Raw genomic sequence first — 22,195 nt, forward strand, 5'->3', positions numbered from 1 at the left:
GGGCGAAATCAAAACCTAGCAGATCAGGGTTCCGGGATAACTTTCCGGTTCGTCGCCGGCAAGCGGCTGGGCAGCATTGTACGCATCGATCAACTGCCGTGCGTACCCAGCCTGCTCGTCCGGTACCGCCAGGCCGAGCAACCCGTGCATCGGCAACTCGCCCACGGCGCCCATCAGGTCACGCCCGACCAGGTGCACGTCGATGCCCTCGCTGGCCAGCATGCCCACCAGCATCTGCGCCTCCAGCAGGCTTTCCGGTTCATAGATCCTTTGCATCAATCGTTCTCGCCATAGACATCGAGCATCCACTCCTCGCCATGCACCTGCAGCACGAAGCGGATAGGCTTGCAGCACACCTGGCAGTCCTCGATGTACTCCTGGTCGCCGCCGGACAGGTCCACCGTGGTTTCGACTTCTTCGCCACAATAAGGGCAATCGTAGATCGCAGTTTCCAGCATCGCGGCCTCCGGAGTGACTTGTGCGTATAATTGCCGGTCTGTTTACAGGGCCAGTGTGCGTCCGAGCCGTTTTTCGGAGCCCGCCCCTACCTAATTACCCTAGCCGTTTCCAACAAGAGAGCATGATGGGCGAATTCGATGCCATCCGACCGTACGACGACGCTGAGGTCCCTGCCGTTCTGGCACGCCTGCTCAGCGACCCGGCATTCCTCGATATCCTCACCCACTTCCGCTTCCCGCGCGCGGCTGGCGCCTTCGGCTGGCTGCTCAAACCGCTGATCGCCCGGCGCCTGCGCAAGGAATTCGCCGGCGTAAGCTGCGTGTCCACGCTGCAGGACAAGGTCGAGTACTACGTCGACCGCACCATCGACCGCGCCACCGATGGCGTCACCTATACCGGCGTCGAACAGCTCAAGTCGGGTACCGCTTACCTGTTCCTGGCCAACCACCGCGATATCGTGATGGACCCGGCCTTCGTCAACTACGCGGTGTACCACGCCGGCCTGCCGACGCCACGCATCGCCATCGGCGACAACCTGCTGCAAAAGCCGTTCGTCAGCGACATGATGCGCCTGAACAAGAGCTTCATCGTGCACCGCTCGATCAGCGGCCGCCGCGAGAAGCTGGCCGCCTACCAGTTGCTCTCGGCCTACATCAACCACTCGATCCGCAACGATTGCGTGTCGATCTGGATCGCCCAGGCCGAAGGCCGCGCCAAGGACGGTGACGACCGTACCGACTCGGCAATCCTCAAGATGTTCCACATGAGCCGCAAGGACGAGCCGTTCGGCGCGGTGGTCCAGAGCCTGAACCTGACCCCGGTGTCGATCAGCTACGAATATGACCCTTGCGACCAGGCCAAGGCCCGCGAGCTGTACATCCGCGCCACCACCGGCAGCTACACCAAGGCTCCAGGCGAGGACGACAACAGCATCGCCCAGGGCATCACCGGCTACAAAGGGCGGGTGCACATCAACTTCGCGCCACCGGTGACCGACTACCACGAGGACACCAAGCAACTGGCGCAGGCCATCGATCGGCAGATCCTCGGCGGCTACCGGCTGTTCCCGGTGCATTACCTGGCCTATGCGATGTGGGCGGAAAAAGACGCGGCGCTCGAGGTGCCCAGCGCGGAGAAACTGTTCCCGGCCGACGAGCTGGCCAAGGCGAAGGAAGAGTGGCAGCGCCGCCTGGACGCGTGCCCGGTCGAGCATCAGCCGTATCTGGTGCAGCAGTATGCGACGCCGGTGCGTAACCAGTATCAGGTGAAGCGTCAGCCCACCTCAGCCTGACAACGCACCTGTAGGAGCGGGCTTGCCCCGCGAAGGCGTCAGATCAAGCAATGATGTGATCTGATATGACGCCTTCGCGGGGCAAGCCCGCTCCTACACAGAGCAAGTATCGCCTTCAGATCCAGGTACTGAACCAGGACAAAAGCAAGGCCATCGCCAGGCAGCAGAAGCCCAGGATGTAGTAATAGCGCGGTATTCGCTGCTCCAGCGCATCCACCACGCCTTCATCCACCGCCAGGCTTTCCCGCCTCAGCGCCTCGCGACGCCGGGCGCTGTGCAGCAGCAGCCCGCCAGGGCAGGTAATGAGCAGGGCCAGCAGGTTGATCAGCTTGGCCGGATGGGCGGCCAGGAAGCCCCAGAACACTTGCAACGACATTGCGCGACCTCGGTATCACGTGCGGCAAAGCCCGGCATTCTACCCAAGCTCGGGGTTGGTACCGCCACTTTGCGACCAGCTGTCATTTAATTTCATCTGTCACACGCTCGTCATCCAGGCAGGCCACCCTGTCGGCCTCTACCGAACCGGAGCTTGTCATGCTGCACGCCGAAAACCAGGACCGCCTCTACCTTGTCGCCCAGAGCGACGAGCAGCAGGCGCTGATCGATGGCTTCGCGATCAATGTCCAGGACCGCCAGTGGCTGGTGTACTGCGCGTTGGGCGGGCATGCCCACCAGGACCTGCCGGAAGTCGACCCGCACACCGGGATCAGCCTGCTGGACTTCAATGTGCAGGCTGCCTGATCTACGTTGCCTGCTTCGCGGGTAAACCCGCTCCACAGAGCCCCCAACGTGCGTGGGAGCGGGCTTGCCCCGCGATAGGCCAGTACAGACAATAAAAAACCCGCTGCCTGATCACAGGCAGCGGGTTTTCTTCATCGCAAACGCCTTACTCGCCCAGCACCTGACCGACGGTCGGGTCCTTGAACAGGCGGGTCAGCGCATCGCTGAGCACATCGCTCACCAGCTTGGTGTTGGTTTCCTGGTTCGGCGCCATGCCGAAGCGCTGGTCCAGCGAAGCACCGTAGCGGCCGCTGTAGCGGCGGTTGGCGTTGGAAACGTCGGCACGGAAGGTGGCGCCGATGGTCGCCTCGGTCACGTACATTTTGTCCTTGGGCGACTGGTACTTGAGCTCGGCCAGGGTCACGGTCAACTGCGGCGCGTTGTAGGCGTTGGGCGTCGGGGTGAAGCCGAGCAGGCGCACCGCCGCCTCGGCCTGGGCCTGCAGCTTGGGCACGACATCGTTGCCATTGACGGTGATGGTGCTGGTCTCGGGGTACATGCCACCGCGAGTGCCGAGCGACTGCGAGGCGCGCCCGTCGACGACCTTGACCACCACCGGCTGGCCGTGGCCGACCGGGGCCAGTTGCTGGGTAAGCTTGGGTTGCGGGCTGAGTTGCTGCGGGCTGTGGGCACAACCGGCCAGGCTCAGGCTGGCCACCGCGAACAAACCGACCAACAGACGTTGCAACATGCGCGTTTCTCCAGAAAAAGCGGCAAAGGCCCACAGTATACCCAGCGGCAAGCCACAAACAGCAACTGCCCCTGTGTCACAATCGTTTCATGCCCCCCGGTTACTCTGGCGCCAGCCCTCACACACAGGACTGACCACCATGGCCTCGCTCTGGACCCTGCTCTTCCACCGCCCGCGCCACGCCACCTACGCCCGCCTCGACAGCGACGGCATCTGCCTCGGTTTCAAGCACTGCGCCACGCCACCGGGTAACGGCGGCTGGGTACAGGTGAACGAGGCGCAACTGGCCTGGCTCGGTCGCCCGCTGCCAGCCAGCGCCCGGATTTGCGCCCGTGCAACGCAGCGTTGGCAGCAACGCACCCTGTCCGCCTGACAAACGCTGCAATAAAAACCCAACAAGTACGCCCTTTCCGCCCGCGACATCGTTATAATCTCCCCCCGATTATAAGGACGTCTCCTGATCGGGCCCCGCATTCGCCGCTTCACCCCGGCACCCTCGACGCTTCGCCCACAGAGAGCCTTCCACTCAGGTCTTGCATTGGCTGTCGTGCCTGCTGTTTCCGGCCTTCTGCTTCGCATGAACCTGCGGGTTGCCATCGCGCAGTCCACTTTTGAGGTTCACGACTCCAAAAGAGCGTGAAAAAACGGTTTTTCACAACTTCACGAGAGTGTGGCGAGCAAATGAACAGTCTGGCATGTGCAAGAGCGGCAGATGTGTCCCGAACAGCCCTGAACAGACGGCAAAAGCGCTCATCCCCGATGAGCCTCTGAGGCCGGTCCATAACGCACGACGGAGCACTTGACCATAAGTCGAATTGCCGCACCCGTGGCAAAGGGCGTTCAATAGCCGAACACCCAAGACTGATTGGCGGTATCCGCGGAAGTTGCAAGAACTGCGAAGAGTCGGACATGGCGATCCGGGCCACCCCACGGATCCTATGCTGTCAATTAGGTGCTGTAGATTGTGGAGACGCGTTAATGGCGCAGAACGAATCGGTTGATGTGGTACTGGTAGGCGCGGGCATCATGAGTGCCACCCTGGCCGTACTGCTCAAGGAGCTCGACCCGACCCTGAAGCTTGAGGTCGTCGAGGCGATGGACTCCGGGGCCGCGGAGAGTTCCAACCCCTGGAACAACGCCGGTACCGGCCATGCCGGCCTGTGCGAGCTCAATTACACCCCGCAGGCCGCCGATGGCAGCATCGACATCAAGAAGGCCGTGCACATCAACACCCAGTTCGAGGTCTCGCGCCAGTTCTGGGCCTACCTGAGCCGCAAGAGCGGCTTCGGCTCGCCGCGCGCCTTCATCAACCCGGTACCGCACCTGAGCTACGTCGAGGGTGACAAGGGCATTGCCTTCCTCAAGAAGCGCTTCGAGCTGCTCAAGCAGCACCACGCCTTCGCCGAGATGGAATACACCGAAGACCAGGCGGTGATGAAGGAGTGGATGCCGCTGATGATGCCAGGTCGTCCGGCCGACCAGCGCATCGCCGCAACCCGCGTGATGAAGGGCACCGACGTCAACTTCGGCGCCCTGACCAACAAGCTGCTCAAGCAGCTGGGCAACAGCCCGGACGCCCAGGTCAAGTACAGCAAGAAGGTCGTCGGCCTGCGCCGCAACGGCAGCGGCTGGACCGTGAGCATCAAGGACGTCAACAGCGGCGGCAGCCGTGAAGTCGACGCCCGCTTCGTCTTCCTCGGCGCTGGCGGCGCGGCCCTGCCGTTGCTGCAGATGTCCGGCATCCCGGAGAGCAAGGGCTTCGGCGGCTTCCCGGTCAGCGGCCAGTGGCTGCGCTGCGACAACCCGGAAATCGTCAAGCAGCACCAGGCCAAGGTCTACAGCCAGGCCGCGGTCGGCGCCCCACCGATGTCGGTACCACACCTGGACACCCGCGTGGTCGATGGCAAGACGTCGCTGCTGTTCGGCCCGTACGCCGGCTTCACCACCAAGTTCCTCAAGCACGGCTCGCTCCTGGACCTGCCGCTGTCGGTGCGTGCAGGCAACCTCGGCCCGATGCTGGCCGTGGCCCGCGACAACATGGACCTGACCAAGTACCTGGTCAGCGAAGTGATGCAGTCGATGGAACAGCGCCTGGAATCGCTGCGCCGCTTCTACCCCGAGGCGAAAGCCGAGGACTGGCGCCTGGAAGTGGCCGGTCAGCGCGTGCAGATCATCAAGAAGGATCCGAAGAAAGGCGGCATCCTGCAGTTCGGCACCGAGCTGGTCTCGGCCCAGGACGGCAGCCTGGCCGCGCTGCTCGGTGCATCGCCGGGCGCCTCGGTGACCGTGTCGATCATGCTCGAGCTGATCGAACGCTGCTTCCCCGAGCAGGCCAAGGGCGCCTGGGCCGCCAAGCTCAAGGAGATCTTTCCGGCCCGCGAGAAGGTCCTGGCTACCGATGCCGCGCTGTACCACAAGATCAGCGCCGACAACGATGTGGCGCTGGAGCTGGTGGAAAGCAGCCCGGCCAAGCATTACGCCTGATCCGGCTGAAACGAAAAAACGCCCCTCGGGGCGTTTTTTTGTTTGCGGGCAGATCCCTCGTGGGAGCGGGCTTGCCCCGCGATCTGGCCGGTGCAGACCGGATCATCTCCATGGCTGTACCACTGTTATCGCGGGGCAAGCCCGCTCCCGCGCAACGCTCCGGATCAAACTCGGGCCTTATTGATGATCTCGATGTACTCCGGCGCATTGCGCTGGTCGGCGATCACCTCGACGAAGGTCTTGCCGTGCTCGTCCTTGCCGTCCAGGTCATAACCAGCCGCGACGAAGAAGCCCACATAACGCTCGAAATCATCGATGCGCAGGCCACGATAACCCTTGATCAGCTTGTGATGCGACGGCGAGGTAAGGCCATCGGCCGGCTCGAACTGCAGGAACGTCTTGATGTACTCGTCGCTGATCTCGTCACCAATCACTTGTTTCTTGTCTTTACGCATCGCCGACTCCAACTGGACCATCACGGACATTTTCGAAGGCCGGCAGTTTACCCCCCGAAACCTGCGGCCCTCAACGCGTACGTACGGTACCGGTGTGCAGGTCGGCCCAGATGTGGCCATTGGCGTAGGTAAGGAACTGCACGTACAGGGTTTCGTTGCGCAGCAAGTCCATGATCACCCGGTAGTCGGCCATCGGGTAGTTGAGGGTCAGGGTACGGCTCTTGTCGTCATAGGCCGGCTTTTTCAAGCTCTTGCCGCCTTCGCCGTCGAAGTTGAGCAACACCTGGGCGATGGTAGAACCCTTGCTCAACGGCTTGCCCTTCAGGCGCATCTGCAGGGACGAGGTGATCGGAATCGGTTGCTGGTCGGACTGGCGCTGGGTGCCCACCACCACGCTGTAGTCGGTGACCTGCAGCAGTTGCTGGCTGGCCGGAGCCTCCTGGCGCAGGGAGAGGTCGTCGGGCGGGAGGAACTGGCTGTGCAGCGGCGCAGCGGAAAGCGGCAGGCTCACCGCCAGCAGGAGGGGGACGATCGCACGCATGTGGGGCTCCTTGGCATGAGCAGGCACTCTACGCACAGGCCCTGTCGCGGGGCAAGTCGCAGCGGCGAACCGCCCCCCCCCACGACAAGGGGCGCAGGCTCAATCGAACTGCGCGCGCATCCAGGCGTGATACTCGGCAACGCCCGCTTCACCCTCGCGTGGCGCCCACTCGGCCAGCTCACCCTCGCCCACCGCACGGTACGGCCCGGCCTTGCACTCGAACATGATGCTGTCGTCCTCCAGCACCACCAGGCCATGGTAGACCCCCGGCACCAGGTCGACGCCCAGGCAGTCGCCACCGGCCTCGAGCACACGCTTGTCGGTCAGCGCGCCCTGGTCATCGAAAATCAGCAGGCCAAGGCGCCCCTTGAGCACGATCAGCGTTTCGGCCTTGTCGTCGCTCAGATGACGGTGCGGCTGGATGTAGGTCCGCGGCTGCAGCCCCACGGCCATGCGGTGGCACGGCTCCTCCATCTCGTGGAAGTTGTGGTTCTGCCGACCGCGCGGACTGGCGGTGGCCCGCTCTGCCAGCCCGGCGAACAACGACTGATCGAGGAATCCGGGCTGGCGCATGATTACAGCCCCTTGACCGCGAAGATGCCGTTGGCGTTGCGCCAGTAGCCCTTGTAGTCCATGCCATAGCCGAAGATGTAGCGGTCGATGCATGGCAGGCCGGTGTAGGTGGCCTTCAGGTCCGGGCTGGCCTTGCGGTCGTGGTCCTTGTCGATCAGCACGGCGGTGTGCACCGCGCGGGCACCGGCGTGCTTGCAGAACTCGATGATGGCGCTGAGGGTGTGGCCCTCGTCGAGGATGTCGTCGACGATCAGCACGTCGCGGTCGATGAACGACACTTCCGGCTTGGCCTTCCAGAACAGTTCGCCGCCACTGGTGGTGTTGCGGTAGCGGGTGGCGTGCAGGTACGAGGCCTCCAGCGGGAACTGCAGGTGGGTGAGCAGCTTGCCGGAGAAGATCAGGCCGCCGTTCATCACGCAGAAGACCACCGGGTTCTTGTCGTGCAGGTCCTGGCAGATCTGTTTGCCGACCTCGGCGATGGCGGCCTCGACCTCGGCTTCGTTGTACAGGCAATCAGCCTCGTGCATCACTTGACGGATATGCTCGAGATCGGCGGACATGGCGCTCTCCAGGGGGTGCGTTTTGGAAAAGCGGGCAAAGGTACGCATCCGCTCGTCCCAGATCAAGCCTTTATGGACTAACGTGCACAATGACTGCACGACATCAAGGACTGAATAGATTAATCTAGCGCGGTTTTTTTGCCCGCCTCCCGGAGCCCTCCCCCTATGCCTACTCGTGAGATCCGCCATCCGCTGATCCGCCACAAGCTCGGCCTGATGCGCCGTGCCGATATCAGCACCAAGAATTTTCGCGAACTCGCCCAGGAAGTCGGTGCACTGCTGACCTATGAAGCCACCCAGGACCTGCCGCTCGAAACCTACGAGATCGACGGCTGGTGCGGCAAGGTGCAAGTCGAGAAGATCGCCGGCAAGAAGATCACCGTCGTGCCGATCCTGCGCGCGGGCATCGGCATGCTCGACGGCGTGCTCAGCCTGGTCCCAGGGGCCAAGGTAAGTGCCGTGGGCGTTGCCCGCAACGAGGAAACCCTCGAGGCCCACACCTACCTCGAGAAACTCGCGCCGGACATCAACCAGCGCCTGGCCCTGATCATCGACCCGATGCTGGCCACCGGCGGTTCGATGGTCGCCACCATCGACCTGCTGAAAAAGGCCGGCTGCAAGGAAATCCGCGCCATGGTCCTGGTCGCGGCGCCCGAAGGCATCGCCGTCGTGGAGAAAGCCCACCCCGACGTGCAGATCTACACCGCCTCGATCGACCAGCGCCTGAACGAACACGGCTACATCGTCCCAGGCCTGGGTGATGCCGGCGACAAGATCTTCGGCACCAAGCAGAAGGACGCCTGATCATGCAGGACGGCTTCAACGACCCGCTCTGGCGCCAGGTCGTCTCGGGCGCGCAGATGCTCTTCGTGGCATTCGGCGCGCTGGTGCTGATGCCGCTGATCACCGGCCTCGATCCGAACGTGGCACTGTTCACCGCCGGCATCGGCACCCTGCTGTTCCAGCTGGTCACGGGCCGTCAGGTCCCGGTATTCCTGGCTTCGAGCTTCGCCTTCATCACCCCGATCATCCTCGCCAAGGGCCAGTTCGGCCTGGCCGAGACCATGGGCGGCGTCATGGCCGCAGGCTTCGTGTACACCTTCATGGGCCTGATGGTGAAGATCAAGGGCACCGGTTTCATCGACCGCATGCTGCCGCCGGTGGTGATCGGCCCGGTGATCATCTCCATCGGCCTGGCCATGGCGCCGATCGCCGCCAACATGGCGATGGGCAAGGGTGGTGATGGTGCCGCGCTGATGCCGTACAAGACCGCCATGCTGATCTCCATGCCGGCACTGCTGACCACGCTGATCGTCGCCGTGTTCGGCAAGGGCATCTTCCGCCTGGTGCCGATCATTGCCGGCGTGCTGGTGGGTTTCGCCCTGTCGTTCGCCTTTGGCGTGGTCGACACCGCCAAGATCGCCGCAGCCCCCTGGCTGGAACTGCCGAACTTCACCGCGCCGGCCTTCAACTGGCAGGCCATCCTGTTCATCGTACCGGTGGCCCTGGCCCCGGCGATCGAACACATCGGCGGGGTGATCGCGGTAGGCAGCGTGACCGGCCGCGACTACCTGAAAAAGCCCGGCCTGCACCGCACCCTGCTGGGTGACGGCCTGGCCACCACCGCCGCCGGCCTGTTCGGCGGCCCGCCCAACACCACCTATGCCGAAGTGACCGGCGCGGTGATGCTGACCAAGAACTACAACCCGAAGATCATGACCTGGGCGGCGATATTCGCCATCACCCTGGCCTTCATCGGCAAGTTCGGCGCGCTGCTGCAGAGCATTCCGGTACCGGTGATGGGCGGCATTCTCTGCCTGCTGTTCGGCTCGATCGCGGCGGTGGGCATGAACACCATGATCCGCCACAAGATCGACCTGGCCGAGGCGCGCAACCTGGTGATCGTTTCGGTGACCCTGGTGTTCGGTATCGGCGGCGTGCTGATCGGCAGCGGCGACGGCCCGGACGACTGGGGCCTGAAAGGCATCGCCCTGTGCGCCGTGGTGGCCATTGCCCTGAACCTGATCCTGCCGGGCAACGATGGCTGGAAGAACAAGAAGCTGGATGATCAGCTGCCTTGAATGACTAGGTAGAAGCACCTTTGTGGGAGCGGGCTTGCCCCGCGATGACGCCAGCCCAGGCCATCGCCATCGCGGGGCAAGCCCGCTCCCACGAAGCACCACGGACTCACGCTCAAGCCTTCTCGCACATCCCCGCCAACACCCTCACCCACTCCGGGTGATCATTCAGGCACGGCACCAGCACCAGCTCCTTCCCGCCCGCCTCGATGAACTGCTCCTTGCCCCGATCGCCGATCTCCTCCAGCGTCTCGATGCAATCGGCGACAAACGCCGGGCACATCACCAGCAACTTTTTCACCCCCGCCTTGCCCAGCTCGTCCAGGCGCGTCTCGGTGTAGGGCTCGATCCACTTGGCCCGGCCCAGGCGCGACTGGAACGACACCGACCACTTGCCGTCCGGGATGCCCATCTTCTCGGCGAATGCCCTGGCCGTGGCCAGGCACTGGCCGCGATAGCACACCGCACGCATCTCGGCGCTGGCGTCCTTGCAGCAGTCGGCGGCCTGGAAGTCGTGGTTGCCGGTGGGGTCGAGCTTTTTCAGGTGCCGCTCAGGCAAACCATGGAAGCTCAGCAGCAGGTGATCGTAATCCTGCTCCAGGTACGGGCGGGCGCTGGCCACCAATGCATCGATGTACTCAGGGTGATCGTAGAACGGCTGGAGAATGCGGGTCTGCAAGGGCAGCTTGCGCTCGGCGATGGTCTGCTTCGCCAACTCCACCACGGTGGTCACGGTGCTGTCGGCGAACTGTGGATAGAGCGGCGCCAGCGTCACCTTGCGCACCCCTTGTGCAGCCAGGCGCTCCAGGACCTCCGGCAAAGCCGGCTCGCCATAGCGCATGGCGATCTCCACCGGCCCATGGGGCCAATGGGCCATCATCGCCTGCTGCAGACGGCGGGTCAGCACCACCAGCGGCGAGCCCTCGTCCCACCAGATCGAGGCGTAGGCATGGGCCGACTGCTCGGGGCGCTTGATCAGGATCAGCGACACCAGCAACCGCCGCACCGGCCAGGGCAGGTCGATCACGTACGGGTCCATGAGGAACTGGTTGAGGTAACGGCGCACGTCGGCCACCGAGGTGGAGGCCGGCGAACCCAGGTTGACCAGCAGCAGGGCGTGATCGGTCATGCAGCGTCCTATGTCAGAGGCGGCTGGACAGGTTGTCCAGGGCCGATTGCAGATCGTTGAAGCGGAACGTGAAGCCCGCCGCCAGCAGGCGCACCGGGCGCGCGCGCTGGCCGCCGAGCAGCAGCGTCGACAGCTCGCCGAGCCCAGCCTTGAGCAACAGCGCCGGCATCGGCATGAACGCCGGGCGATGCAGGGCGCGGCCCAGGCGCTTGGCGAACTCGCGGTTGCGCACTGGCTCCGGCGCGCAGGCATTATAGGGACCGCTGGCTTCGTTGTGCCGCAAGAGAAAATCAATCAGGGCGATTTGGTCGTCGATATGCACCCAGGGCATCCACTGCCGACCATTGCCCAGCGGCCCGCCCAGGCCCAGCTTGTACGGCAGGCGCAGGCGCGACAAAAAGCCGCCATCGGCGGCCAGTACCAGGCCGGTGCGCACCAGCACCACGCGGATCCCCAGGGCCTCGGCACGCTGGGCGGTTTCCTCCCAGGCGATGCACAGCTGGCTGGCGAAGTCCTCCTTCACCGGCTGCGAAGCCTCGGTGAGCTCACGCTCGCCACCGTCGCCGTACCAGCCCACCGCAGAGCCGGAAATCAGCACTTGCGGGCGGCGCTCAAGGCGCTCCAGCCAGGCCAGCAACTGCTCGGTGAGGGTCACCCGGCTGGCCCAGAGCAGATTGCGCCGCGTCGCGGTCCAGGGCCGGTCGGCGATCGGCGCGCCGGCCAGGTTGACCACCGCGTCGACCTCGTCGTCATCGGCAATGTCCTCCAGTCGGGCCACGCCTCGCACGCCGGTACCGCAGATTTTCGCCACCTGTTCGGGGCGGCGGCTCCAGACCGTCAGGCGATGCCCTTGCTGGCGCCACATCTGGCAGAGGTGTTGGCCGATCAGGCCGGTACCGCCGGTCAGCAATATATGCATGGCTGTGTCCTCACACTGGGCGGCCGTGGTCTATTTTTAAGATCAAGGCACTTTTTTGACCGAACGCTCTCGGATAAACATAGGCCAACCTGCCTATCGAGCGGAATAACCTTATACAAACATTGTGCATTGTACAGGTTTGCCTGGCAGCGTAGGCTGCGTATAGCTAGGTTCGAAGAGGCCATCATGACAGTACCTATTGCCATCATCGGTGCCGGAATCGCCGGCCTGTCCGCCGCCCAGGCCTTGCAGAAGGCCGGGCAGACCGTTCATTTGTTCGACAAGGGCCACGGCAGCGGCGGACGCATGGCCAGCAAGCGCAGCGATGCCGGCGCCCTGGACCTCGGCGCCCAGTACTTCACCGCCCGCGACCGGCGCTTCGTCGAGCAGGTCCAGCACTGGGTGGCCAACGGCTGGGCCGCGCAGTGGAAGCCGCAGCTGTACAACTACCGCGATGGCGAACTGACCCCCTCCCCCGACGAACAGACCCGCTGGGTCGGCGTGCCGCGCATGAGTGCCATCACCCGCGGCCTGCTCAAGGATGTCACGGTGAACTTCGGCTGTCGCATCACCGAGGTATTCCGCGGCAAGCAGTACTGGCACCTGCAGGACACCGAAGGCTGCAGCCATGGGCCGTTCAGCCAGGTGGTGATCGCCGTACCGGCGCCCCAGGCCACCCCGTTGCTGGCCGCCGCGCCCAAGCTCGCGGCGGTTGCCGCCGGGGTGCAGATGGAGCCGACCTGGGCCATTGCCCTGGGCTTCCAGGCACCGCTGGAAACCCCGATGCAGGGCTGCTTCGTGCAGGATAACCCGCTCGACTGGCTGGCCCGCAACCGCAGCAAGCCGGGCCGCGACGAACACCTCGACACCTGGGTGCTGCATGCCACCTCCAGCTGGAGCAAACAGCACATCGACCTGCCCAAGGAGGAAGTGATCGAGCAGCTGTGGGGAGAATTTGCCGAACTGGTCGGCTGCGTCGTTCCCGCACCGACCTTCGCCCTCGCCCACCGCTGGCTGTACGCGCGCCCTGCCGTCAATCACGAGTGGGGCACGCTGGCCGATGCCGACCTGGGCCTGTACGCCTGTGGCGACTGGTGCCTGTCCGGCCGGGTCGAAGGGGCCTGGCTCAGCGGCCAGGAAGCCGCCCGGCGCCTGCTGGAGCATCTGGAATAATCGACGGAAAATATATACAAAAAATTATACTTGTATAAGTTTTCATCTGTGCTGGAATAGACTTGTACAAACCGTGCAGCCTGTACAAGTCATTCCGGAGACCGCGATGAACGCTTCCCCACACAGTGGCAAGCCTCGCCTGGCCATCAGTGCCTGCCTGACCGGCCGCAACGTGCGCTACAACGCCGGCCACAAAGCCTCCAGCCTGTGCCTCGAGCTGCTCGGCAAGCATTTCGACTGGGTCCCCCTGTGCCCCGAGGTCGCCATCGGCCTGGGCACGCCCCGTGAACCCATCCGCCTGGTAGGCGACCCCGAGCATCCGGCCGTCACCGGCACGCGCAACAGCGCCACCGATTTCGCCGGCCCGCTGCGTGCCTACGGCGCACAGATGGCCGACGAACTCGACGATATCTGCGGCTACATCTTCATGCAGAAGTCACCGTCCTGCGGCCTCGAACGGGTCAAGGTCTACCAGGAAGACGGCCGTCCGGCCCACCAAGGTGGCCGGGGCGCCTACGCCGCGGCATTCTGCGAGCGACGCCCGGACCTGCCGGTCGAGGAGGAAGGCCGCCTGCACGATCCGGTGCTGCGGGAAAACTTCATCGCCCGCGTCTACGCCTACGCCGACTGGCGACAACTGCTGCGCCAGGGCCTGAGCCGCGGCGCGCTGATCCGCTTCCATGCCCGCTACAAGTACCTGCTGATGGCACACAACCCCCAGGCCTATCGCAGCCTCGGCCGCCTGCTCGGCAACATGAGCCGCGACGACGACCCGATGCAACTCGGCCCGCGCTACTTCAGCCAGCTGATGCAGGCCCTGCGCCGCTGCGCCAGCCGCGGCACCCACGGCAACGTGCTGCAGCACCTGAGCGGCTACCTGCGCAACGACCTGGGCCAGGCGGACAAGGCCGAGTTGCAGCAGGTCATCGGCCAGTACCAGAAAGGCGTGGTGCCACTGGTGGTACCCTTGACCCTGCTCAAGCACCACCTGCGCCGCCATCCCGATCCCTACCTGCTGCAACAGGCCTACCTGCAACCCCATCCGGAAGACCTCGGACTGCGCAATGCCATCTGACCCATTGCTGCCCATCGGCGAAGTGGCCCGCCTGACCGGTGTCAACCCGGTCACCCTGCGCGCCTGGGAACGCCGCTACGGCCTGATCAAGCCGCAGCGCACACCCAAGGGACATCGCCTTTATCCACAGGACCAGGTGCAGCGGGTCCAGGCCGTGCTGCGCTGGCTGGAGCGCGGCGCCGCGGTAAGCCAAGTGCGCGAACTGCTGGACAATACCGCGCACGCCACGGCGCCGATCCAGGGCGAATGGGGCGAACGCATCGAACAGCTGATGGCGGCCATCGCTCGCCTTGCTCAACGCCCACTGGACCAGTTGATCAACCAGGTGATGGCCCTCTACCCCGCCGTGACCGTCTGCGAGCGCTTGCTGCTGCCGCTGCTCGAGGCCCTCGAACAGCGCTGGCAAACGCATTTCGACGCCCGACTGGAACAGGTGTTCTTTCAGGGCTGGCTGCGCAGCAAGCTGGGGGCGCGGGTCTATCACGACAGCCACTCGCTAGGCGGCCCTTGCGTGCTGCTCGCCCGCTCCGACGATTGCGCCTTCGATGCCGAGTTCTGGCTCTGTGCCTGGCTGCTGAGCAGCAACGGCTACCCACTGGAGATCCTCGAGTGGTCCGTTGAACCCCGCCAATTGCGGCTGGCCGTCGAGCAACTGCAGCCACAAGCGCTGCTGCTGCACCTCGGTCGTCGCCCCGACCTCGCCGTGCTCGGTCGAGCATTGCAGGACGTCAACACACTGAAACTCCTGGGTGGTAATACCGTCAGCCTGCATGAGACGGAACTGCACGCACTGTCACTGCCTGACCTGCACCTGTTCGACAGCCCCCAGGCCGCCTTGCGCCGCCTCCAGCAACCCCGACCTTGAGCCTGTTACCCATGCAACTGATCTGGCTGCGCAGCGACCTGCGCATTGACGACAACACCGCCCTCGCGGCCGCCCGCCAGCGCGGCCCGACCGTGGCCCTGTGGATTGCCAGCCCCGGGCAGTGGCAGGCCCACGACGATGCGCCCTGCAAGGTCGACTTCTGGCTGCGCAACCTGCGACTGTTGCAACAGTCGCTGGCGGCATTGAACATTCCGCTGCTGATTCGCACCACCGACACCTGGGCCGACGTCCCTGAATGCATGCTCGAGGTCTGCCGCCAACATCGCATCGAGGCCGTGCACTGGAACGACGAATACGGCATCAACGAGGCCCGGCGAGACCAGGCAACCCATGACGCATTGCAGCAAGCCGGAATCACCGCCACCGGCCACCTCGACCAGCTGCTGTTCAGGCCCGGCAGCGTGCTGACCCGCACCGGCCAGTATTTCCAGGTATTCAGCCAGTTCAAACGTGTCTGTCTGGAACACCTGCACCGCAGCCTCCCGTCGCTGGCTCAACCGGTACAGGCCCAGCAGTCCCTCGGGATCGGCAGCGACGCCGTCCCCCAGCAGATCGAAGGATTCGCGCCCCCTTGCGAAACCCTGCGCCAACACTGGCCGGCAGGCGAGGATGAAGGCCGGCGGCGGCTGCAGCGCTTCGTCGACGAAACCATCGACGACTACGCACAGCTGCGCGACCTGCCTGCCAAGGCCGGCACCAGCCAGCTGTCCCCCTACCTCGCCGCCGGCGTGATTTCGCCACGCCAGTGCCTGCACGCGGCACTGGCCAGCAACCGAGGCGAATTCGACAGTGGCAGCGTCGGCGTACAGACCTGGGTCAACGAGCTGCTGTGGCGCGAGTTCTACAAGCACACGCTGGTGGGCTACCCGCGGGTCTCCCGGCACCGCGCCTTCCGCCCGCAGACCGAAGCGCTGCCCTGGCGCGACGCGCCCGCCGACCTGCAGGCCTGGAAGGAGGGCCGCACCGGATTCCCTCTCATCGATGCCGCCATGCGCCAACTGCTGCACACCGGCTGGATGCACAACCGCCTGCGCATGATCGTCGCCATGTTCCTCAGCAAGAACCTGCTGATCGACTGGCGGCACGGCGAACGGCATTTCATGCGTCACCTGATAGACGGTGACCTGGCCGCCAACAACGGTGGCTGGCAATGGAGCGCTTCGACCGGTACCGATGCGGTGCCCTATTTTCGGATCTTCAATCCCATCACTCAGTCGCAGCGCTTCGATCCGAAAGGGGTGTTCATCCGCCAGTGGTTGCCGGAACTGGAGGGAAAAGACGATAAATCGATTCACTACCCGGTGAAATCCGCCGACCTATTTGCTACTAATAATTACTCGGGCCCGATAGTCGATCTCGATAGTAGTCGCCAACGCGCATTGGAAGCCTTCAAAAGCTTGACCAGCTGGCAGGATCAGGGGGCATAGAGCATGACACGTCGTTTCTGGGTTACAGGAGCCAGCCACGGACTCGGCCTGGCCTTGGTGGAACAGTTGCTCGCACAAGGGCACACGGTGGCCGCCAGTGGCAGGGATAGCCAGGAACTCGACAGATTGGGGGAGCTTCACGGAGCACGCTTGCAGCGGCTTTTCGGCCCCTTGCAGGATGCCGGCCAGCGGCTTCAGGCCGCCTGGGGGGCGCTGGATTGTCTGCTGGTAAATGCCGGGAGCTGCGACTACCTGCCGGACAATATGGCGAATGCTGACCTGTTCGAACAGATCGTCAGCAGCAACCTTCAAGCCACGCACCAGAGCCTGAACGCCGCGCTGCCGTTGTTGGCCAAGGGCCAGAGGCCGCAGGTCATGGCCATTATCAGCCGCTACTCGGCATTGCAGCTGTTCGAACCGAACCAGCCGCTCAACGGCGGCAACAGCCTGCCGACGTGGCTGAAAGAGCAGCGCAACGTCCTACACACGCTGGGCATTGACCTGACAGTGGTGGCGCCCCAGTCGCTGAAGGCCCCGGTGACCTCGGTGCAGGCCATTCCGGAGCCCTGGACGGCGCAAAGCGCGGCGCAGGAGTTGCTGGCGCGCCTGGAGGAGCGCCAAGCCGATCTGGTGCTGGAGGTGCTCAACCCAAGCGAACTGTGGCCGCTGCCAAAGAACAGCTGACCCTAGGCTTCAGGGCAGGAAGCGCTGCACGCTGCCGGATTGGTTCCACAGCAGCGGCAGCACCTTGCGCAAGCACTCCGGCTCGCCACTGCTCCAGAACGCCGTTGGCTGCGCCGGTCCGTCACTGAGCAGCCCACGGGCGCCCAGCAGGCGTTGCAGTTGGCGCGCCACGGCAGCGCCGGTGTCGATGATCGCCACATCCGCCGGCACCATTTCGGCCAGCATGGGCCGCAGGAACGGGTAATGGGTGCAGCCCAGGATCAGGGTGTCGCAACCGGCCGCAAGCAGCGGCTTGACATAGCCCGACAGCAACTGGCGCAGTTGCTCGCTGACCAGGTCACCCGCCTCGATACGCTCGACCAGCCCAGGGCACGGCTGGGTGATCACCCGCACATCACTGGCGAAGCGGTCGAGCAAGGCGGCGAACTTGGCGCTCTGCAGGGTACCGGTGGTGGCCAGCACGCCGACCACGCCGGAGCGGGTTGCCGCAGCCGCCGGCTTGACCGCAGGCTCCATCCCAACCAGCGGCCAGTCCGGGTAGAGCTCGCGCAAGTCGGCCACCGCGGCCACCGTGGCCGTGTTGCAGGCCAGGACCAATGCCTTGGCGCCCTGCTCATGGTAGAACCTGGCGATCAGCCGCAGACGCTGGCGAATGTAGTCCGGGGACTTCTCGCCATAGGGCACATGGCCGCTGTCGGCCAGGTAGAGCAAGGATTCGTTGGGCAGCAGACGCTGGATCTCGGCCAGCACCGACAACCCGCCGACGCCGGAATCCATCACGCCCACCGGCGCCGAACGCTCAGCCATGGCGATTGCCACACACGGTGCAGGCAGGGTCGCGCTTGACCCGCAGCTCGCGCATGCGGGTGCCCAGGGCGTCGATCAGCAGCAGGCGGCCGACCAGCGGCTCGCCGAAACCGGCCAGCAATTTCAGCGCTTCCAGGGCCTGCAGGCTGCCGACCAGCCCCACCAGCGGGCCGATCACCCCAGCCTCGCTACAGGTCAGCTCGGCCTCGCTGCCATGGCCATAGAGGCAGTGGTAGCAGGGGCTGGTGTCGCGGCGGGCGTCGAACACCGACAACTGACCTTCGAGGCGGATTGCCGCGCCGCTGACCAATGGTTTGCCCGCAGCCACGCAGGCGGCATTGACCGCCTCGCGGGTACCGAAATTGTCGGAGCAGTCGAGCACCACATCGACCGCCGCCACCGCCGCGGCCAACGAATCCTCGTCCAACGCCCGGCGATGGGCGACCAGGCTGATTTCCGGGTTGATCGCCCGCAGACGCTTGATCGCCGAATCGACCTTGCTCATGCCGACGCTGTCGCTGTCGTGGATCACCTGGCGTTGCAGGTTGGTCAGGTCGACGCTGTCGAAATCGGCCAGGTGCAGCTCACCGACACCCGCCGCGGCAAGGTACAGCGCCACCGGCGAGCCCAGCCCGCCCAAGCCGATGACCAGGGCCTTGCCGTGCTTCAGGCGCAACTGGCCGTCGATATCCACCTGCGACAGGAGGATCTGTCGGCTGTAGCGCAACAGCTCCTGGTCGCTCAGCATGGCAGGCGCCCCAGGCTGATACGTTCGTGGCCGCCCAGGTCGACACGGCTGGCGACGTCGATGAAGCCGGCCGCCGCCAGCAGGTCGCGTACGGCGGGCGCCTGGTCATAGCCGTGCTCGAGCAACAGCCAACCTCCGGGCAGCAGGTGTGCCGGGGCCTGGGCGACGATCACCCGTAGGTCGTCCAGCCCGTCCTCGCCGGCCACCAGGGCGCTGCTGGGTTCGAAGCGCACGTCACCGGCCACCAGGTGCGGATCGGCGGCGCGGATATAGGGCGGGTTGCTGAGAATCAGGTTGAAACGCTCACCCACAAGGGCATCGAACCAGTGGCTGGCGCGCACCTGGATATTGCCCAGGCCCAGGCGCTGGCGGTTGCGCTCGGCCAGGGCCACGGCCTCGTCGATGCGGTCCACCGCCGTGACCTGCCACCCCGGGCACTCATTGGCCAGGGCCAGGGCGATGGCCCCGGTGCCGGTGCCCAGGTCGAGGACCCGGGCAGGCGTGGGCGGCACGAGCTCGAGCGCGGTTTCCACCAGCAGCTCGGTGTCCGGGCGCGGGATCAACGTATGTGGCGCGACTTCCAGGTCCAGCTTCCAGAACCCCTGCTGGCCGAGGATATAGGCCACCGGCTCACCGGCGCGACGCCGTTCGAGGTAATCGGCGAACACCTGCGCCGCCTCGCTGCTGACGATGCGCTCAGGCCAGGTGTGCAGGAAGCTGCGCGACTTGCCCAGGGCCGCGGCCAGGAGCAGTTCGGCGTCCAGCCGTTCGGTCGGCGAGTCTGGCAACTGCGCGTTGCGCAGCAGGCTGGCGATGATGGTCATTCAATCCCCCAGGGCGGCCAGCTGATCGGCCTGGTATTCGGCCAGCAACGGCTCGATCACGGCCTCCACGCCACCGGCGAGGATATCGTCCAGGGAGTAGAGGGTGAGGTTGATACGGTGGTCGGTGACCCGGCCCTGTGGATAGTTGTAGGTGCGGATGCGCTCGGAGCGATCGCCCGAGCCCACCAGCAGCTTGCGCTCGCTGGCGATGGCGTTCTGCGCGGCGCTGGTCTGCATGTCGTTGAGCTTCGCCGACAGCCAGGACATGGCGCGGGCACGGTTCTTGTGCTGCGAACGCTCTTCCTGGCACTCGACCACGATGCCGGTGGGCAAGTGGGTGATGCGGATCGCCGAATCGGTCTTGTTGACGTGCTGGCCGCCGGCGCCGGAGGCGCGGTAGGTGTCCACGCGCAGGTCGGCCGGGTTGATCTCGATGGCCACCTGCTCGTCGGGTTCGGGCAGCACCGCCACGGTGCAGGCCGAAGTGTGGATGCGGCCCTGGGATTCGGTTTCCGGCACCCGCTGCACGCGGTGCGCGCCGGACTCGAACTTGAGCTTGCCATACACGCTGTCGCCTTCGACCCGGGCGATGATTTCCTTGTAGCCGCCATGCTCGCCTTCGTTCTCGGAGAGGATCTCCAGGCGCCAGCCGCGTTTCTCGGCGTAGCGCGAGTACATGCGGAACAGGTCGCCGGAGAAGATCGCCGCCTCGTCGCCACCGGTGCCGGCGCGGATTTCCAGGAACACGTTGCGCCCGTCGTTGGGGTCCTTGGGCAGCAGCATGCGCTGCAGTTGCGACTCCAGGCCCACCAACTGCTCTTTCGCTTCCCGCACCTCCTCGACCGCCATCTCGCGCAGGTCGGGGTCGGCGTCCTTGAGCAGCGCCTGGGCGCCCTCGAGGTCGTCCTGGACCTTGCGCCAGCCTTGATAGCAAGCGATCACCGGCTCGACTTCGGCGTACTCGCGGGAGTAGGCGCGAAAACGCGTCTGGTCGGAAATGACTTCGGCGTCACCGAGCAGCGCGGTGAGTTCCTCGAAGCGATCCTGGAGCGTGTCCAGTTTGTTCAGCAGCGACGCTTTCATTGCGGGGTTTTGTCCGTCGAGCCCTCGTGGAGGGCGAAGAGTTCCTGGGCCATGGCCAGCGCATCGAGGCGGCCTTCGGCGGAGAGCTTTTTCAGTTGCACGCTGGGGGCGTGCAGGAGTTTGTTGGTCAGGCCCCGGGCCAGTTGCATCAGCACGTCCTCGGGGTTGCCGCCGTTGCCCAGCAGGCGCAGGGCCTTTTGCAATTCTTCGTCGCGCAGGCGCTCGCTTTGCTGGCGATAGGCCTTGAGCACATCCACCGCCGCCAGCTCGCGCAGGCGCACCATGAAGTCGTCGGCGCCGGCCGAGACCAGCTCTTCGGCGGCCTGGGCCGCGCCCTGGCGGCTCTTGAGGTTTTCCGCGACCACTTCGTGGAGGTCGTCGACGGTATAGAGATAGACGTCGTCCAGTTCACCGACCTGCGGCTCGATGTCACGCGGCACGGCGATGTCGACCATGAAGATCGGCTTGTGCCGGCGCTGCTTCAGCGCACTTTCCACCGCGCCCTTGCCGAGGATCGGCAACTGGCTGGCGGTGGAGCTGATGACGATGTCGCTGTTGGCCAGTTCCTGCGGGATGTCCGAGAGCAGCACGGCATGGGCGCCGAACTGCTCGGCGAGGATGCTGGCGCGCTCAAGGGTGCGGTTGGCGACGACGATGCGGCGCACGCCCTGCTCGTGCAGGTGGCGGGCGACCAGGGTGATGGTCTCGCCGGCACCGATCAGCAGCGCCTGGCTGCGGCCCAGGTCGGAGAAGATCTGCTTGGCCAGGCTGACTGCGGCAAATGCCACCGAGACCGGGTTCTCGCCGATGGCGGTGTCGGTGCGCACCTGCTTGGCGGCGCTGAAGGTGGCCTGGAACAGGCGCCCCAGCAGCGGCCCGACGGTGCCGGCCTCACGGGCCACGGCGTAGGCCGACTTCATCTGGCCGAGGATCTGCGGCTCGCCGAGCACCAGCGAGTCGAGGCCTGAGGCCACGCGCATCATGTGCCGGACCGCATCGTGCTCCTCGTGGACGTAAGCGCTGGCGCGCAGTTCGTCGAGGCTCAGCTGGTGGTAGTCGGCCAGCCATTGCAGCACGGCGTCGGCGGCGAGGTGGTCCTGCTCTATATACAGTTCGCTGCGGTTGCAGGTGGACAGGATCGCCGCCTCGCGGCTGGCGGTCAGTCGGCAGAGCTGCTGCAGGGCATCGACCAGCTGCTCGGGCGTAAACGCCACGCGCTCGCGTACGTCTACCGAGGCAGTCTTATGGTTGATACCAAGTGCAAGAAAGGCCATGCAAGGTCGCTGGTTGGGACGTGAAGCCGATAATTGTCCTACTTCGCAGGTTTTAGAACAACCACCGTTCGCTATTGTGGCGATGCGGCGTGCCTATCGCCCCGCACCCTCAACGTGAATAAACCTGATTACGGACCATAATGTGTCAACCATGTATGCGCACATGTGTCAGCGATGTGTCCGGTCTCTACAGACGCGCTTGACAAAAAGTGACTTGCCGTAAGGGCGAAAAGGTGACTATGCGTCGACATCGT

Annotated in this window: 26 protein-coding genes; 11 read left to right on the forward strand and 15 right to left on the reverse strand. The window is 64.9% G+C overall.

The annotated features are described in order from the left end of the window. Window positions 1-15 precede the first annotated feature (15 nt). On the reverse strand, window positions 16-276 hold the full coding sequence (locus VUG52_RS22895; RefSeq protein WP_050703751.1) for a putative signal transducing protein: 261 nt from the start codon (window positions 274-276) through the stop codon (window positions 16-18). Beyond that, window positions 276-458, reverse strand: coding sequence for a CPXCG motif-containing cysteine-rich protein (locus tag VUG52_RS22900; protein WP_010225771.1), 183 nt, complete (start codon window positions 456-458; stop codon window positions 276-278). Before VUG52_RS22900 ends, VUG52_RS22895 begins: the two co-directional genes overlap by 1 nt. A 125-nt stretch (window positions 459-583) precedes the next feature. On the opposite strand from VUG52_RS22900, the gene VUG52_RS22905 reads away from it, so the two are divergent. Further along, window positions 584-1,750, forward strand: coding sequence for a 1-acyl-sn-glycerol-3-phosphate acyltransferase (locus tag VUG52_RS22905; protein WP_050703750.1), 1,167 nt, complete (start codon window positions 584-586; stop codon window positions 1,748-1,750). Window positions 1,751-1,865: 115 nt separating this feature from the next. On the opposite strand, the gene VUG52_RS22910 is transcribed toward VUG52_RS22905, so the two are convergent. Continuing rightward, window positions 1,866-2,126: a hypothetical protein gene (locus VUG52_RS22910; protein ID WP_050703749.1), complete on the reverse strand. Its 261-nt coding sequence runs from the start codon at window positions 2,124-2,126 to the stop codon at window positions 1,866-1,868. A 158-nt stretch (window positions 2,127-2,284) separates the two neighbouring features. On the opposite strand from VUG52_RS22910, the gene VUG52_RS22915 reads away from it, so the two are divergent. Continuing rightward, window positions 2,285-2,491: a hypothetical protein gene (locus VUG52_RS22915; protein WP_050703748.1), complete on the forward strand. Its 207-nt coding sequence runs from the start codon at window positions 2,285-2,287 to the stop codon at window positions 2,489-2,491. A 145-nt stretch (window positions 2,492-2,636) separates the two neighbouring features. Here VUG52_RS22915 and VUG52_RS22920 read toward each other — a convergent pair whose 3' ends face one another. After that, window positions 2,637-3,221, reverse strand: a complete 585-nt coding sequence (locus VUG52_RS22920) for a YajG family lipoprotein (protein ID WP_011532230.1) — start codon at window positions 3,219-3,221, stop codon at window positions 2,637-2,639. A gap of 139 nt (window positions 3,222-3,360) precedes the next feature. On the opposite strand from VUG52_RS22920, the gene VUG52_RS22925 reads away from it, so the two are divergent. Together VUG52_RS22925 and mqo are read left to right on the forward strand one after the other, a co-directional pair. Further along, window positions 3,361-3,594 (forward strand): hypothetical protein, encoded by a 234-nt coding sequence (locus VUG52_RS22925; protein WP_050703747.1) that lies wholly within the window; start codon window positions 3,361-3,363, stop codon window positions 3,592-3,594. 605 nt (window positions 3,595-4,199) lie between these two features. Beyond that, window positions 4,200-5,705: a malate dehydrogenase (quinone) gene (mqo, locus tag VUG52_RS22930; protein WP_050703746.1), complete on the forward strand. Its 1,506-nt coding sequence runs from the start codon at window positions 4,200-4,202 to the stop codon at window positions 5,703-5,705. 164 nt (window positions 5,706-5,869) lie between these two features. Here the strand turns inward: mqo and VUG52_RS22935 are convergent, their stop codons facing one another. The 4 genes from VUG52_RS22935 to VUG52_RS22950 all read right to left on the reverse strand — a co-directional run bounded on the left by VUG52_RS22935 (window position 5,870) and on the right by VUG52_RS22950 (window position 7,834). Then, on the reverse strand, window positions 5,870-6,160 hold the full coding sequence (locus tag VUG52_RS22935) for a PA4642 family protein (protein WP_050703745.1): 291 nt from the start codon (window positions 6,158-6,160) through the stop codon (window positions 5,870-5,872). 70 nt (window positions 6,161-6,230) lie between these two features. Then, the gene (locus VUG52_RS22940; RefSeq protein ID WP_050703744.1) at window positions 6,231-6,701 is read right to left on the reverse strand and encodes a hypothetical protein; all 471 of its coding nucleotides are present in this window, start codon (window positions 6,699-6,701) and stop codon (window positions 6,231-6,233) included. A gap of 99 nt (window positions 6,702-6,800) precedes the next feature. Then, entirely contained in the window at window positions 6,801-7,274 is a 474-nt protein-coding gene (locus VUG52_RS22945) for a WbuC family cupin fold metalloprotein (protein ID WP_050703743.1), read from the reverse strand. 2 nt (window positions 7,275-7,276) lie between these two features. Continuing rightward, window positions 7,277-7,834 (reverse strand): hypoxanthine-guanine phosphoribosyltransferase, encoded by a 558-nt coding sequence (locus tag VUG52_RS22950; RefSeq protein ID WP_050703742.1) that lies wholly within the window; start codon window positions 7,832-7,834, stop codon window positions 7,277-7,279. A 165-nt stretch (window positions 7,835-7,999) separates the two neighbouring features. Here VUG52_RS22950 and upp point away from each other — a divergent pair, with 165 nt between their 5' ends. Beyond that, a complete protein-coding gene (gene upp / locus VUG52_RS22955; RefSeq protein ID WP_028691132.1) occupies window positions 8,000-8,638 on the forward strand; it encodes a uracil phosphoribosyltransferase in 639 nt (212 codons plus the stop codon). A 2-nt stretch (window positions 8,639-8,640) separates the two neighbouring features. After that, complete coding sequence (locus VUG52_RS22960; protein ID WP_050703741.1) at window positions 8,641-9,915, forward strand: uracil-xanthine permease family protein; 1,275 nt, start codon at window positions 8,641-8,643, stop codon at window positions 9,913-9,915. 112 nt (window positions 9,916-10,027) lie between these two features. Here VUG52_RS22960 and hemH read toward each other — a convergent pair whose 3' ends face one another. Continuing rightward, window positions 10,028-11,041, reverse strand: coding sequence for a ferrochelatase (gene hemH, locus VUG52_RS22965; RefSeq protein WP_050703740.1), 1,014 nt, complete (start codon window positions 11,039-11,041; stop codon window positions 10,028-10,030). A gap of 13 nt (window positions 11,042-11,054) precedes the next feature. Next, on the reverse strand, window positions 11,055-11,960 hold the full coding sequence (locus VUG52_RS22970; RefSeq protein WP_050703739.1) for a TIGR01777 family oxidoreductase: 906 nt from the start codon (window positions 11,958-11,960) through the stop codon (window positions 11,055-11,057). A 186-nt stretch (window positions 11,961-12,146) separates the two neighbouring features. On the opposite strand from VUG52_RS22970, the gene VUG52_RS22975 reads away from it, so the two are divergent. The 5 genes from VUG52_RS22975 to VUG52_RS22995 all read left to right on the forward strand — a co-directional run bounded on the left by VUG52_RS22975 (window position 12,147) and on the right by VUG52_RS22995 (window position 17,205). After that, complete coding sequence (locus VUG52_RS22975; protein ID WP_050703738.1) at window positions 12,147-13,133, forward strand: NAD(P)/FAD-dependent oxidoreductase; 987 nt, start codon at window positions 12,147-12,149, stop codon at window positions 13,131-13,133. A gap of 106 nt (window positions 13,134-13,239) precedes the next feature. After that, window positions 13,240-14,208 carry a DUF523 and DUF1722 domain-containing protein gene (locus VUG52_RS22980; protein WP_050703737.1) on the forward strand — a complete coding sequence of 323 codons (969 nt, stop codon included), beginning with the start codon at window positions 13,240-13,242 and terminating at the stop codon, window positions 14,206-14,208. Then, on the forward strand, window positions 14,198-15,073 hold the full coding sequence (locus tag VUG52_RS22985; protein WP_050703736.1) for a MerR family transcriptional regulator: 876 nt from the start codon (window positions 14,198-14,200) through the stop codon (window positions 15,071-15,073). The genes VUG52_RS22980 and VUG52_RS22985 overlap by 11 nt, the downstream gene beginning before the upstream one ends. An 11-nt stretch (window positions 15,074-15,084) precedes the next feature. After that, on the forward strand, window positions 15,085-16,521 hold the full coding sequence (gene phrB / locus VUG52_RS22990; protein WP_050703735.1) for a deoxyribodipyrimidine photo-lyase: 1,437 nt from the start codon (window positions 15,085-15,087) through the stop codon (window positions 16,519-16,521). Between the two features lie 3 nt (window positions 16,522-16,524). Further along, the gene (locus VUG52_RS22995; RefSeq protein WP_050703734.1) at window positions 16,525-17,205 is read left to right on the forward strand and encodes an SDR family oxidoreductase; all 681 of its coding nucleotides are present in this window, start codon (window positions 16,525-16,527) and stop codon (window positions 17,203-17,205) included. 9 nt (window positions 17,206-17,214) lie between these two features. Here the strand turns inward: VUG52_RS22995 and murI are convergent, their stop codons facing one another. From murI to hemA, 5 genes are read right to left on the reverse strand one after another with little or no spacing between them, the layout of a single operon-like run. Next, window positions 17,215-18,012, reverse strand: coding sequence for a glutamate racemase (murI, locus tag VUG52_RS23000; RefSeq protein WP_050703733.1), 798 nt, complete (start codon window positions 18,010-18,012; stop codon window positions 17,215-17,217). Continuing rightward, window positions 18,005-18,760 (reverse strand): molybdopterin-synthase adenylyltransferase MoeB, encoded by a 756-nt coding sequence (locus VUG52_RS23005; RefSeq protein WP_050703732.1) that lies wholly within the window; start codon window positions 18,758-18,760, stop codon window positions 18,005-18,007. Before VUG52_RS23005 ends, murI begins: the two co-directional genes overlap by 8 nt. Then, window positions 18,754-19,584, reverse strand: a complete 831-nt coding sequence (gene prmC, locus VUG52_RS23010; RefSeq protein WP_220689941.1) for a peptide chain release factor N(5)-glutamine methyltransferase — start codon at window positions 19,582-19,584, stop codon at window positions 18,754-18,756. The genes VUG52_RS23005 and prmC overlap by 7 nt, the downstream gene beginning before the upstream one ends. Then, window positions 19,585-20,667 (reverse strand): peptide chain release factor 1, encoded by a 1,083-nt coding sequence (gene prfA / locus VUG52_RS23015; RefSeq protein WP_028691144.1) that lies wholly within the window; start codon window positions 20,665-20,667, stop codon window positions 19,585-19,587. After that, a complete protein-coding gene (hemA, locus tag VUG52_RS23020; RefSeq protein ID WP_050703731.1) occupies window positions 20,664-21,941 on the reverse strand; it encodes a glutamyl-tRNA reductase in 1,278 nt (425 codons plus the stop codon). The genes prfA and hemA overlap by 4 nt, the downstream gene beginning before the upstream one ends. Window positions 21,942-22,195 lie beyond the last annotated feature (254 nt).

This window comes from Pseudomonas sp. LH21 (genome assembly GCF_036549575.1).
Lineage (GTDB): Bacteria > Pseudomonadota > Gammaproteobacteria > Pseudomonadales > Pseudomonadaceae > Aquipseudomonas > Aquipseudomonas peradeniyensis.